Annotated in this window: 9 protein-coding genes and 3 pseudogenes; 2 read left to right on the plus strand and 10 right to left on the minus strand. The window is 70.3% G+C overall.

Going from position 1 to position 13412, the window contains the following annotated elements:
* Positions 1 to 9 precede the first annotated feature (9 nt).
* The gene (locus tag NAMU_RS02065; protein WP_041369665.1) at positions 10 to 2727 is read right to left on the minus strand and encodes a helix-turn-helix transcriptional regulator; all 2718 of its coding nucleotides are present in this window, start codon (positions 2725 to 2727) and stop codon (positions 10 to 12) included.
* 95 nt (positions 2728 to 2822) lie between these two features.
* Here NAMU_RS02065 and NAMU_RS02070 point away from each other — a divergent pair, with 95 nt between their 5' ends.
* Together NAMU_RS02070 and NAMU_RS02075 are read left to right on the plus strand one after the other, a co-directional pair.
* Positions 2823 to 3479, plus strand: coding sequence for a DJ-1/PfpI family protein (locus tag NAMU_RS02070; protein ID WP_015745756.1), 657 nt, complete (start codon positions 2823 to 2825; stop codon positions 3477 to 3479).
* Positions 3480 to 3534: 55 nt separating this feature from the next.
* Entirely contained in the window at positions 3535 to 4506 is a 972-nt protein-coding gene (locus NAMU_RS02075) for an NAD(P)-dependent alcohol dehydrogenase (protein WP_015745757.1), read from the plus strand.
* A gap of 36 nt (positions 4507 to 4542) precedes the next feature.
* Here NAMU_RS02075 and NAMU_RS02080 read toward each other — a convergent pair whose 3' ends face one another.
* The 9 genes and pseudogenes from NAMU_RS02080 to NAMU_RS02115 form a co-directional block, all read right to left on the minus strand.
* Entirely contained in the window at positions 4543 to 5598 is a 1056-nt protein-coding gene (locus NAMU_RS02080) for an NAD(P)-dependent alcohol dehydrogenase (RefSeq protein WP_138179898.1), read from the minus strand.
* 2 nt (positions 5599 to 5600) lie between these two features.
* Positions 5601 to 6455 (minus strand): ABC transporter permease subunit, encoded by an 855-nt coding sequence (locus NAMU_RS02085; RefSeq protein ID WP_015745759.1) that lies wholly within the window; start codon positions 6453 to 6455, stop codon positions 5601 to 5603.
* Positions 6452 to 7261, minus strand: a pseudogene (locus NAMU_RS02090) (ATP-binding cassette domain-containing protein); the annotation flags it as partial. The gene NAMU_RS02085 and the pseudogene NAMU_RS02090, both read right to left, overlap by 4 nt.
* Positions 7252 to 7446, minus strand: a pseudogene (locus NAMU_RS31650) (ATP-binding cassette domain-containing protein); the annotation flags it as partial. The pseudogenes NAMU_RS02090 and NAMU_RS31650, both read right to left, overlap by 10 nt.
* 103 nt (positions 7447 to 7549) lie before the next feature.
* Entirely contained in the window at positions 7550 to 8293 is a 744-nt protein-coding gene (locus NAMU_RS02095; RefSeq protein ID WP_015745760.1) for a DUF4386 domain-containing protein, read from the minus strand.
* Between the two features lie 16 nt (positions 8294 to 8309).
* Positions 8310 to 8648, minus strand: a complete 339-nt coding sequence (locus NAMU_RS26905; RefSeq protein ID WP_015745761.1) for a hypothetical protein — start codon at positions 8646 to 8648, stop codon at positions 8310 to 8312.
* Between the two features lie 219 nt (positions 8649 to 8867).
* Entirely contained in the window at positions 8868 to 11891 is a 3024-nt protein-coding gene (locus tag NAMU_RS02105) for a LuxR C-terminal-related transcriptional regulator (protein WP_052307753.1), read from the minus strand.
* A gap of 261 nt (positions 11892 to 12152) precedes the next feature.
* Positions 12153 to 12944 (minus strand): IS21-like element helper ATPase IstB, encoded by a 792-nt coding sequence (gene istB, locus NAMU_RS02110; protein WP_015745763.1) that lies wholly within the window; start codon positions 12942 to 12944, stop codon positions 12153 to 12155.
* Positions 12941 to 13405 (minus strand): annotated as a pseudogene (locus NAMU_RS02115) (IS21 family transposase); the annotation flags it as partial. The pseudogene NAMU_RS02115 and the gene istB, both read right to left, overlap by 4 nt.
* Positions 13406 to 13412 lie beyond the last annotated feature (7 nt).

Raw genomic sequence — 13412 nt, forward strand, 5'->3', positions numbered from 1 at the left:
GGATACCGGTCAGCCCAGGTCGAGTCGGGCCAGCTCGCCGCGAGAGGTGACGCCGGCCTTGGCGAAGACGTTGCGCAGGTGGAAGGCGACCGTCCTGGGCGAGACCCAGCACTGGGCGGCGACGTCCTTGTTGGAAAGGCCCGAACTCACCAGTCGGGCGATCTGCAGCTCCGTCGGCGTGAGCGTGACGAGCGTGGTCGGATCGCGCTTGCGGGCGGTTTCGCCGGAGGCGCGTAGCTCTTGGCTGGCTCGTGCGATCAGAGGCTCGGCGCGCAGGTCCTGGAAGGTCTCGACCGCCTCGCGCAGGTGCTTCCGGGCGTCGACGCGGCGTTGGCTGCGGCGCAGCCATTCCCCGTAGGCCAGCTGGGCTCGCGCTGCGGCGAGCGGTCGTTCCGCCCGCTTGTGATGCGTCAACGATTCGTGGAACAACGCCTCGGCGTCGGCCTGGCCCGCGAGGAGTGCGCGCCCGAAGGCCACCGTGGCGAGCGCCCAGGGTCGCCTGGTGGCGTCGGCGAATCGGGCGAGCTCCTCGGTCCAGCCGGTGGCGGCTGCCGCATCCCCGGCGCGCGCAGCTGCCTCGATCCGCTCCGGGGCGGCCATCCGTGCCAGCACCGGCATCCGGAAGCGGGCGAGGTGGTGCACGGCACCGAAGCCGTCCCCGGAACCGGCCGCGCGAAGTCCCTTGGCCCAGCGGGTCAGGTCGTGGACGGGGTCGGAGAGGATGCCCAACGGATGCGCGGCGACAAGCTCCCCTAAACGGGCGAGCTGCTCGTCGTAGTCGTCCCGGTCCTGCAGGGCCGCAAGCAGCGTCAACCAGGCGACGGGAGGGGCGGTCATCGCCGGCTGGCCGATGCTCGAGCCGAGCGAGAGGGCCTCCTCCGCGCTGCTGCGGACGGCGACGAGGTCGCCGGCCAGGTAGTAGCCGAAGCAGAGCCGCTGCAGGCAGTAGACGATCGCTGTCACCGCGCCTGCCTCGCGCGCTCGGGAGAGGGCGTAACCGTAGAAGCGCTGCTGTGCCTGGTCGTCCCCCAGCTGGAGGGCCGCGTTGCCGAGGTTCCACAGCAGGTCGCGGTCGTCGACCTGCTCCCCGACCTCCAGTGCGAGGTCGAGGGCAACCGTGGCGGCGGACCAGTCGCCCTCGGACACCGATGTCATCGCGGCGAGCAGGAGTCGCAGGCACCGCGTCCGTGGTGGGTCGCCGCCGACCGGGGCGACCAGCGCGTGGGTCGCGGCCAGCGGGGTACCGCTGTCGGCGCCGAAGGTGCGCATGACGGCGGCCGCGACGCCGATGTCCAAGGCCCTGGCCGCGTCGAGTGGGTACACCTGCTGGGCGGCCTCCACGAAGATCCGATGAGCCTCGGCAGCCGACCCCAGGTTGACCTCGATGTGTCCGCGCAGGCGCGCGATGTCGCCGAGGAGCAGCGGGTCGTCGGCACCCTCGCGCGCCGCGGTCAGCAACGTCTGGGCGGGTCCCGCTCGACCGCACGCCCAGGCGCTGCGCGCTGCCGCGAAGGTGAGCTCGGCGCGTCGGGCACGGTCGTCGCACAGGGCCGCCGCGCGTTCGTACGCCGCCAGTGCGGCGGCATGGCCGCCGCGTCGCTGTGCCCGTGCGCCCACCGCCTGTAGGGCGCCCACCACCTCCCGGTCCGGTCCCTGTGCCGCGGAAGCCAGGTGCCAGGCCTTCCGGTCCGGATCACCCCGTCCGGACAGCGCCACTGCGAGGACCCGGTGGACCTCCCGCCGCTGCGCCCCGGTTGCGGCTTGATAGATCGCCGAACGCACCAGCGGGTGCCGCACCGCGATCGACGTGCTGCCGCCGACGAGGAGCCCTGAGCCCAATGCCGCCTGAAGGTCGGCTTCATCCAGGCCCAGCGCTGTCGCGGCCTGCCGCACCATCTCAAGCTCGCCGGTGTCGTCCGCGGCGGCCAGTAGCAGCATCGTCTGGACGGCGGCCGGCAGCCGTCTGCTGCGGTCGAGGAAGACCTGCTCGACCTGGGCCGTCAGGTGTAGCTGGGAGGGAAGAGGCGCGGACCCGCTGAGCTGGCCCGGTGTCAGCTCGCCGGGAAGCTCCATCAGGGCCAGGGGGTTGCCGCGGGTCTCGGCGACGAGGCGGTCCAGCACGTCGGCGGCGGTCGCGCTGCCCAGGCGCTCCTGGAGCAGCGTCCGTGAGTCGACCGGGTCGAGGCCGGCCAGGACCGTCTCCGGCAGCCCATGTGCGTCGAAGCTCCCCCACGCGCCATCCCGCGCGGCGAAGACCATCGCGACCCGGTCGGCGCCGAGCCGACGGGCGCAGAACAACAGCGCACCAGCCGTGGCCGGGTCCAGCCAGTGTGCGTCGTCGACGACGCAGAGCACCAAGTTCTCCTCGGCCGCAGAGGTCAGCAACGACAGGGTCGCCACTCCCACCAGGAACGGTTCGACCGAACCCCCCGCCTCCTCACCGAACACAATCCGCAACGCTCGCGCCTGGGGTTCGGGCAGTCGGGCGTGCAGTCTGGCCAGCGGGCGCAGCAGGCGGTGAAGCGCCGCGAACACCAGCGGCGCCTCGACCGCCACACCCTGGGTGCGCAGAACGGTGGCGTCGGCACCCGCCACGAGTTCCTCGAGCAGCGCGGACTTGCCGACGCCGGGCTCGCCGCGGACGACCAGCGTCCCCGCCAACCCGCGTCGCGCCCCCTCTACGAGCGCTCCCAGGAGCTGCCGCTCCGGCTCGCGACCGACCAGCACGCGACGAAAGTAGCGCACCAACGCGGGGCAGGCCGAGGTCGAACCCGGCTCTTTGACCGGGGCGATCAGGGCCGCATGGCGTCAGGCTTCACCCCATGAACGACACCCGAGACCACGTGGCAGACGACTCGGTGCCCCGCGACCCGACACCTGGCGACCGGCGGCGGCGCCAGATCGGGATCCTGCTGTTCGACGGCGTCGAAGAGCTGGACGCCGTCGGCCCCTGGGAGGTGCTGTCCACCTGGACCCAACAACACCCCGACGACGGCTGGGACGCCTTCTGCCTTTCCTCGGACGGCCGCCCCGTCCGCAGCGCCAAGACCCTGGTCATCGGCGCGCACCACTCGATCGACGACGCGCCGGTCATGGACATCCTGGTTCACCCCGGTGGCCCGGGCACCAGACCGATGCTGCGCAACCGTGGCCACCTCGACTGGGTCCGCCGGCAGCGCGCCACGGTTCCCCTGATGACATCGGTCTGCACCGGCAGCCTGGTCTACGCGGCCGCCGGGTTGCTGGTGCGCCGCAGGGCGACCACGCACTGGGCCTGGCTCAACCTGCTCTCCGAGATGGACCCGACGGTCATCACCGACGTCAGCTCGCGATTCGTCGACGACGGCGACCTCATTACCAGCGCCGGGGTCAGCGCCGGCATCGACATGGCGCTGCACCTGGTGGCCCGGCTCACCGACGTCGAACGTGCTCGGGAGATCCGCCGCGACATCCAGTACAACCCTCTGCCCCCCGTCTAGAGACCAACCCACGAAACCAAGGAGACATGTGATGACCACCCTGACCGACCGCACGATGCGCGCAGTCCTGCAAGATCGCTACGGGACAGCCGAGGTCCTTCGGCTCGGCAGCGTGCCCCGTCCGGTGATCGGCGACCACGACGTGCTCGTCGAGGTCCGCGCGGCCGGACTGGATCGCGGCACAGAACACCTCATGATGGGCAAGCCGTACGCCGTGCGGCTCGCGACGGGCCTGCGCCGCCCCAGGAACCCCGTTCCCGGCCGGGACGTCGCCGGTACCGTCGTCGAGATCGGCGCGGCCGTCACACGGTTCGCCGTCGGGGACGAGGTCTACGGGGTCGCTCCGGGGTCGTTCGCCGAGTACGTCGCCGCCCCCGAGTCCCGGCTCGCCCGCAAGCCGGCCAGTCTCACGTTCACCCAAGCGGCCGTTGTCCCGGTCTCGGCCGCCACGGCGCTGCGGGCACTCGTCGACGTCGGCCGCGTCCAGGCCGGCCAGTCCGTCCTCGTGGTCGGTGCCTCCGGTGGCGTCGGAAGCTACGCCGTTCAGATCGCGAAGGCCCTCGGGGCCGAGGTCACCGGCGTCTGCAGCGCCCCGAAGGCGGACCTGGTCGCGTCGCTCGGAGCGGACCACGTCATCGACTACACCCGCGACGACTTCGCAGATGGCTCCCGCCACTACGACATCGTCCTCGACATCGCGGGCAACCCCTCACTCAACCGGCTCCGTCGGGCGCTCCGACCCCGAGGAACCGCCGTCTTCGTCGGCGGTGAGGACGCCGGCGCGCTGACCGGCATGGGCAGGCAGCTGCGCGGCGCGCTGCTCTCCATCTTCCTCAAGCAGCGCCTCGCCCTGCTGGTCACCAAGGAGCGCGGCAGCGACTACGACCGCCTCACCGAGATGATCGAGGCGGGCCAGCTGGCCGCGAGCATCGACCGCATCTATCCGCTCGAGGACGCACCGCACGCCGTACGGCAGCTTCAGGCCGGACATGTCCGGGGCAAGGTCGCCATCACCATGGAACGATGAGACGTCAGCTCCGGATCACGATTTCGGCGTGGTGACTCACCCTGTGGTGGTCACGACGACCTTTCCGGTGGCGTGCCGGATCTCCATGTGTCTGACCGCCGAGGCGGCGTCATGGAGCGGGTACACGCTTTCGACGACGGGGCGGATGTCGCCGTCGGCGAGGGCCCGGCTGAGCTCGGTCAGGTTGCCGGTGTCGGGTACGCCGAGGGGCGCGACCAGGCGAGTTCGGGTGAACTTGGACCACAGCTGGGCGCGGATCAGCAGACCGAGGGGCCCGATGATGCGTCCGGTGCCGGGGACGCCGCCGCCGGACATGACCAGCGTGCCGCCCGGTGCCAGGGCCCGGCCGAGGTCGCGCAGACGACGGTTGCCGACGAGGTCGATGACGATGTCGTAGCGGCGGCCGTCGCGGGTGAAGTCGTGGACGGTGTAGTCGATGGTGTCGACGGCACCGAGGTCCTCTGCTTGCTGCAGGTTGCGGGTACTGCAGACGGCGGTGACGTGCAGTCCTTGGGCTTTGGCGAGTTGGATGGCGAAGGTGCCGACCCCGCCGGATGCTCCGTTGACCAGGATGCGCTGCCCGGGCTTGGGGTGGGCAGCGGCCAGGCAGGTCAGGGCGGTGACGCCCGCCAACGGTGTCGCCGCGGCCTGCTCGAACGTGACACCGTCGGGGATGCGGGCGAGGTGCTGGACGTCGGCGATGACGTGGTCGGCGAGCGTGCCGGCCGCTTCGCCGAAGACCGGGTCGCCCGATCGCCAGCCGGTGACGCCTGGTCCGATGGCCTGGATGGTGCCGGCGAAATCGGTGCCGCGGACCGGCATCTTCGGGCGGCGCGGAGAGAAGGTGCCGGCGTCGAGGAACCGGGCCACTCGGGGCTCGCCGCGCATGATGTGCCAGTCGCGGGCGTTGATCGACGCGGCGTGCACCCCGACGAGGACTTCCCCTTCGCCGGGAACGGGGACGGTCCGGTCGACGACGGCCAGGACATCGGGCGGGCCGTATCGGTCCTGGGTGACCACCCGCGAAGTGGCCGACGGGGTGGGAGCCGGAAGGGCGGCGCGCGCGGCGGAGCTGGGGTGGGTTCGGGGCATGGCTATTTCACCTCGGCGCGAAGCAGGTTCAGGACGGCGACGGTGAGGGGCAGGGCGAGCCACACGGCGGTGGTGGTGGCGAGTTGGGTCCACTGCTCGCCGGTGAGGTCGCCGGCTTGCAGCAGCAGGTCCTGGTTGTACTTGGGGTCCAGCCAGCCGCGGGCGTCCCGGAACCAGGCCTGGTTGAAGGCGAGGAACGCCAGCAGGCCGGGGACGACGAACGCGTAGACCATGTAGGCGACGATGGCGCCGGGGCTGTTGCGGAGGAGCGCTCCGAGGGTGAAACCGACCAGGATCAGCAGGATGTTGCCCAGGGCGAAGTAGACGACGTCGATGAGGTTCTGGTCCCAGACGGTGTCGATGCCGGCCATCGCGGCGCCCACGATGGTGCCCAGGGCGCCGGCGGTGAACGCGACGCCGGTGGCAGCGACGGCGACGAGGACGGCGCCGATGCCTTTGGCGAGGAGAACGCGGCCGCGGTGCGGGAGCAGGGTGAACGTCGTCAGGCCGGTGCGTTGGCTCCACTCGGCCGTGACCGACAGGACCGCGATGATGGGCAGGATGACCGTCATGGGGACACCGATGGCCAGGGTGAAGCGGCTGTAGGTGAACTCGGTCTGCGGTGCCCAGGCGATGACGGCGCCGGTGGTGAGCACGGCGGCGATGCCGATGCTGGCGAGCAGCCAGAGGCCGGCGCGGGTATCGAATGACTTGCGCAGCTCGACGGTGACCACCCGGCGCAGCGGGATACGGCGGGGTGTGTGAGTCACCGGCTCGATGTCCAGCCGTGGTCGGTTCGGGGGCCGGGCCGGCCGTTCCCACGGCTGGGTGTGACTGGTGACGGGGCTGGTGCTCATGCGGCTGCGCCTTCCTGGGAGTCGGTCGCACCGGTGTGCGCGCCGGGACGGGATGGGCGGTGGTGTTCGCGTTGGGTGTCGGCGGTGAGCTGCAGGAACATTTCCTCCAGACCGGCGCCTTCGGCGTCGCGGAGTTCGATGAGGGCGACGTCGGCCCGGTGGGCGATGTGTCCGACCAGTTCCGGGTCGGCCTCGACCCGCAGCGTCCGGCCGGGTCCACGGTCGGGGCGCTGGTCGCCTGTGGATGGGACGCCGGTCTCGGTGTAGGTGACGCCGGCGCTGGCAAGGGCGGCGGTCAGCTGGTCGGGGTGTCGGGTGCGGACGAGGGTTCCGGCGCGGGTGAGGAGCTGTGCCTTGCTGCCGTCGGCGACGATCCGGCCGTTTCCGATGACGACGAGGTCATCGGCGACGACCTCGATCTCGTGGAGTAGGTGAGAGGAGAGCAGGACGGTGGCGCCGCGGTCGGCATAACCGCGGAGCAGCTGACGCATCCAGCGGATGCCGGCGGGGTCGAGCCCGTTGGCGGGTTCATCGAGGATGAGGACCTCGGGCTCGCCCAGGAGGGCGTGGGCGATGCCGAGGCGTTGCCGCATCCCGAGCGAGTAGTCGCGGAAGCGGCGGGTGGCTTCGTCGTCGGTGAGGCTGACCAGCTCCAGCATCTCCTCGACGCGCCGGGGGGGGGCAGGCCCATCATTTTGGTGGCGAGGGTGAGGACTTCGCGTCCGGTGCGGCCGGCGTGCTGGGCGGACGCGTCCAGCAGGACGCCGACTTCCAGTCCGGGGCTGGGCAGGTCGATGAAGCGGCGGCCCAGAACGTGTGCGGTGCCGTGGGTGGGCGGGGTGAGGCCGACGATGATGCGCATCGTGGTGGACTTCCCGGCGCCATTCGGGCCCAGGAATCCGGTGACGCGCCCAGGGTGGGCGGTGAAGGTGACATCGTTGACGGCGGAGTACTTGCCGTAACGCTTGGTGACTGATTCGACGGTAATCATGGATCTCCTAGTGCTTTCGGCGGTCGGGTGGTCGACTCGGGGTGCGACGCGGGCGGTTGTCGAGCCGGCCGGGGGACGCGGCTGGGGTGGGCGAGCGGTCCGGTCAGTCGACCGTGGTCAGGCCCGCGGTCACCGCACAGGGGCGGAAGCCCTTGACGGTGAGGTAGAAACCGACGCCGAGCTCCCAGAATGCGATGGGCAGGGTAGCCAGCATGGTGACGGTGGAGGTCTGCTCGTTGTAGCCGAACATCGTGGCCACGTTCGCGGCGAACAGCAGTGGGGCGCCGATGAGCCCGACTGCGGGGATGACGCGGGGAACGAGGCCGGACCTGTACATGATGGTGCCGAGCATGAGCGCGTTGAACGTCGCCATGAACCCGGGGCCGAACAGGAACGACCAGTCGCGGACCGCGACAAGGCCTTGGCCGACGGCGGTCAGGGCCGCGGGATCGCTGCCGGCGGTACCAACGAGGTCCTGCAGGGTGACGACGGCCAGGAGGGAACAGACCCCCACCATGATGACGGCGGCCTCGACGAGTCGGGTGGTGACGTACCCGATGGCCAATGCCTGGCTCTGCCGTTTGACGACGGGGTAGAGGGCGACCGCGGCGCCCACACCGGTCATGGCGGTGACCCAGTCGCCGATTCCTGCCCAGAGCAGCTGGGTCTCGTGGCCGGGGATGAAGCTCAGGTCGTCGTTGATCGAGGAACGGATGAGCACCCAGGCCGGGATGGAGGCCACGAAGGTCGCGATGTAGAACAGGCCGCCGGCCAGGGAGTACCGGCGAGTCGGGTCTTTCACAGGACGACGGGCGGCGCCGTGGCTGGGACGGATGGTCGTGGACATGGCTTGTCTCCTGGGTCTAGTCGGTGCCGGGGTGTGCAGGTGCAGGCGGCTCAGTCGGCGGGAGAGCCGGGCCAGCCGGGTCGACGGGGCGAGCGGGCTGGGTGGGGGCAGGTGTGGCAGCGGGTGGCAGCGCGGTCACGGCGATGAGCGGAATGCCGAGGTCGCGGAGCCGTTGGAGGACGCCGTGGAGCGCGGCTTGGTCGATGAGCGGGCCGCGCAGGGTGCTGCTGCCATCCTGGTTGGCGGTGAGGTTCATGCCGTCGAACCAGGCGGCCCACCGTTGCTCCAGCACCCCGTGGAGGCGGATCTCGTACCAGTTGCCTTCGGGCGGCCGGGTGGCGGGCGGGGTGTTCACCGGAGGCTCCTTGGACGACGGCTTGGTGACCATGGAGGGCGCTTGGTTGGCCCTGACGGTCGTTTGTTGATGCCGTGAACCTAGAAGCGGATGTGATGAGCTGACTTCACATCATGTGGTGAATTCGGTGGTGAACCGCCGGCCGGAACGGCGCCGCTTCGACCCACCACGCGGATTCGCGGGACCGAGCGGGAGCCACTGCGGCTCAACGGGACTCGGTCAGGCTCGGCGGGGTACCGTTCCCTGCAGCAGGTGGAGTTCTTCCGCGCGGCGGACTGCGGCGCGCCGGTTGGTGACGCCAAGCTTGGCGTAGAGATTCTTGGTGTGGGTCCTGATCGTGTTGAGGGACACGACGAGGTGGCGAGCGATGTCGGGACCGCTCAGGTCCGTGGCGAGCAGTCGTAGGACGTCGAGCTCCCGCTGACTGAGTCGTTCGACGACCACCTCCATTCGCCTATCAGTCTGCGGACCGGCGTCGGTGGGGGCGACGGTGCCGGTGAGGTCGGGCGTTGTGCTGTGTGGTTGCTGGTTCAGGAGCGCGGTGACGTACTCGCTGTTCAGACCGGCCCGCAGCGCGTCACGCAGCAGGTCCGTGACGACCGAGCCCTCGTCCAGGAACGTTCGGGCGTACCCCTGCGGCTCGGCCAGGTCGAGGGCACGGTGGAAGGTTCGCAGGGACTCGTCGGTGCCCTGACCGGGACGGTTGCCGCGGCTACCTGCGGCGAGCCGCAGCGCGATGGCTCGCTGGATGAGGGCGTCGATGACGGTGCCTGTTCGTCCCCCAGCTTCGGCATGGGTCAGTAGCCGGTCGAGGAAGCCGAGTACCTGATCGACGCCGGGTGCGCGGTTCGGGTCTCCGGCGGGATGGCCATCGGCTGCGTGGTGGTGACGGAGGTGGGCACTGAGGTCGGCGCTGAGGTGAGCAAGGTGGGCGCGGACGAGGGTGAGGTGTTCATACTCCGTGGTGAAGGCCGGTTCGTCGCTCAGGGCCAATGCGCGGCCTCTGGCCCACGCGAAGACGCCGTCGAGTCTGCCCTGGGCCACCCAGAGGCGAGCGCGTGTCGCGGCGACGGGGATGACGTCGGGGTGGAAGTCGGCGACGTAGAGCCGTTGGGCGTTCTGGAGCAGCTGGTCGGCGGTTTCCAGGTCGCCGTCGGCGCGTGCGATCTGTGCCTGGACGACGTGTCGCCGGTACTGGGCTTGGGGCAGGCCGGCGGACTCGCCTGCGCTCTCGGCCAGTCTGAGCAGCCGTGTCGCTTCGGTCGGGTTTCCACGTTCGCGGTGGATGTCGGCGATGCCGATGTAGGTGTCGACGATGCCCCGCAGCCCGGTCAGCTCCGCTGCGCCGGTGTCGGCTGGTCCTTGCCTGGGCGGCGTCTGCGTGGGCTCGGCAGCATGCAGCTTGGTGGTGACGTATTGAAGAGCCTCCAGGTGCGTGTCGAGGGCGGATTGCAGGCGGCCTTGGGTCTTGCGGATGTCGGCCAGAACGACTGCGCAGCCCAGGACGTCGGTGAGGTAACCGGTCGCTTTGAACGCGCTCTGGGCGGCGGTATAGGCCTCGTGGGCGCCCTGCAGGTTGCCGGTGGCCCAGGAGGCGAGCCCGACCAGTGCGGAGGCGGCGGCCCGACCGGTGCTGTCCCCGGCGTCGAGTCGTTGCAGTGCCAGGCGGGCGTGGGTGAGGGTGCCGCGGGTGTCATGCTGGGCTTGCGCCAGGCCGGAGCGGTAGACCTCGACCCAGCCGGGTAGCCGTCCGGTGGTGTCTGCGTGGGCGTCGCCGGGTGCGTTCAGTCGCTGTTCGGCCTGGTTGAGCAGCTGCGCCACGCCGGCGGTCTCACCGGTGGCCAGTGTTGCCCCGGCCAGGGCGATGCCCAGGGCTGGGCGCGCGGCAACCACGTCCGGGGGCAGCTGCTTGAGCCAGCCGCGCATGGTGGCCTCGGTCCGTTCCCGCAGCGATTGCTCGATGGCCTGTTCGATGAGGTCTGCGGCGAGGTCCATGTGGCTGCCGGCGAGGGCATGCCGGATGGCGTCCTCGGGCTGCTGATCATCGGCGTACCAGCGGCTGGCGGCCAGGTGCAGCTGGGGGATGAGGGTCGGTTGCTGGTCCAGCAGGCGAGCACGGAGAACGTCGGCGAACAGATGGTGGTAGCGGTACCAGCGCCGCTGGTTGTCCAGGGCGACGAGGAACATGTTGGCGCGTTCGAGCTGCTCGAGGGTGCGTCGGCCGTCGTCGCGGCCGGTGAGTGCGTCACACAGCGCACCGGTGAGCCGGTCCAGGACGGCGGTGTGCAGCAGGAACCGTCGAGTCTGCTCGGGCTGGCGGGCGAGGACCTCTTCGGCGAGGTAGTCGACGATGTAACGGTCGTCGCCGGTGAAGTCAGCGATGAAGGCGGCGACGTCGTCGCGGCCTTGCATCGACAGGGCGGCGAGCTGCAGGGCGGCAATCCATCCTTCGGCGCGCGAGCCGAGCGCGGTGACCTGTGGTTGGGTCAGGCCAAGCTGCATGAGGCCGTTGAGGTAGGTGTCGGCTTCGGCTGCGGTGAAACGCAGGTCGGCGGCGCGGATCTCGGTCAGCTCACCGCGGACCCGCATACGTGCCAGCGGCAGCGGCGGGTCGACGCGCGTGCTGACGGCGACATGGAGCTGCGGCGGGGCATGCTCGAGCAGGTAGGCGAGCTGGTCGTGCACGTCGGGGGACTCGACGAGGTGGTAGTCCTCCAGGACCAGCACGACGTCGTGGGGCAGGTCCGCGATGTCGTTGAGCAGCTCGGCGATCATGGGTGTCGCGTCGGCCGCGGTGGTCGCGGGGGCCTGCTGTTCCAGTCGGTGCAGTTGGTCGGCACCCAAGCCGGGGGACGCGTGCTGGAACGCGGTGAGCACGTAGGCGCAGAACCTGCCCGGCTCGTTGTCCGCGGGGTCAAGCGAGAGCCACGCGACGACCGCGGGCGGGTTGGTGGTCTGGGCGACGGCCGGGTCACCCGGCCCACGGCTGCCGGTGTCTTGGCCGGGCGCGGGTCCGGTGCCAGTCCTGTCGCCGGTGGCGGCGTCGGCCGAGAGCGTCTGGACCCACTGCGCCAGGGTCGTGGTCTTTCCGAACCCGGCGGGGGCGGAGATGAGGAGTAGCCGGCCGCCGCTCAGAAAGTCCGTCAGGTGCTCGGTGAGCCGGGGGCGCGGCACGGTCCGGCCGCGTACCCGGGCCGCGTACAGCTTCGTGTGCAGTATCGGGCTGCGCATCGCCGACTCCACCTGACGCCGAGCTGGCGAACCAACCCCTGGAAGGCCGCCCGGCGCGGACTTGTCCCGTCCGGGTCGGCGTCAGAGTCCCACACTTCCGCTGGCTGGTGTAGAGGCATCACGTCAAGCGACGATTCACCTGACCGGTCCTTGTGGGGGTTGCGGATGGGTTTGTCAACGTTGGTTGGCCCCACCATGTCAGGTTTGGTTGGCTCCACCCGTGGGCGAGGTTGGTTTAGCGGATCCCCGCCTGGAGCTTGACGTTGATGGGTCTTAGCTGGCGGCTTGTTGGGCCTTGGTCCGGGCCAGCCGGTAGGAGTCGGTTCCGGTCTCGATGATGTTCCCGCCGAAGGTGAGCCGGTCGACGATCGCGGCGCAGAGGCGGGCGTCGGTGAACGTTTTTGTCCAGCCGGAGAAGGAATCGTTGGAGGCGATGGCCACGGAGTTCTTCTCTTCCCGTTCGGTGAGAACCTGGAAAAGTAGCTCCGCGCCGCGTTTGTCGAGTTCCATATAGCCGAGTTCATCGATGCAGAGAAGATCAACCCGTCCGTATCGGGCAATGGTCTTGGCCAGGATCTTGTCGTCGGCGGCCTCCACGAGTTCGTTCACCAGCTTGGTGGCCAGGGTGTATTTCACCCGGAACCCGTTCTCCGCGGCGGCGGTGCCCAACCCGATCAGCAGATGCGACTTGCCGGTGCCGGAGTCTCCGATCAGGCATAACGGTTGCCCGGCGCGGATCCAGCCGCATCCGGCCAGGGTGTGGATGGTCGCCGAGTTGATGTTCGGGTTCGCGTCGAAGTCGAAATCGGCCAGCCACTTCTCTCGTGGAAAGCCGGCCGCCTTGACCCGGCGGACAGAGCGGCGACGGGCCCGGTCGTCGCATTCGGCCAGGAGTAGCTCGGCGAGGAATCCCTGGTAGGTGAGTTGTTCCTTCTCCGCGACGGTGACCATGTCGGTGACCAGCCCGCGGACGGTCGGCAGGCGTAGTTGCCGGCAGGCCGTGTCGATCGCCGCGGACGCGGCCTGCTCGGTCAGGCCGCGGCGGCGGCGAATCGGTGCGGTCATGACACGTTGCCTTTCGACAGGTCCGCCGCCGGCGGCGCGGTCTTGCGGCGGGTGAGCAGCTCGTCGTAACGGTCGACCGACGGCAACGGCCGGGAATCCGGCGGCAGCCCGGCGATCACCGCGGTCGGGTCGGACAGCCGCCGCTCGGTCAGACTGACCACCCGCTGCCCGGCACTGTCGTCCTGACCGACGGGATGCTCGGGTTGCGTGGCCCCACGCTGCTGTTTGCGGGCTTCCACGGCCACCACATCGGCCTGGGTCGCGCCGACTCGCAGGGCGGCGGTCAACCCGGCGACGACGTCGACCGCCGGCATGTGCCGATGCAGCAGCAGCACGTCGATCAGTTCCCGGGTGCCGGCGGCGTCGCCGTGAGCCTTGCGGGCCGCCGCCCAGAACGCCTCGTGCGCACTGGTGAACGCCCCGCAGGCGCGAGCCTGGACCAGGGCGGTCGCCCCGGGCAGAGGCTGT

It is taken from the genome of Nakamurella multipartita DSM 44233 (genome assembly GCF_000024365.1).
GTDB classification, from domain to species: Bacteria; Actinomycetota; Actinomycetes; order Mycobacteriales; family Nakamurellaceae; genus Nakamurella; species Nakamurella multipartita.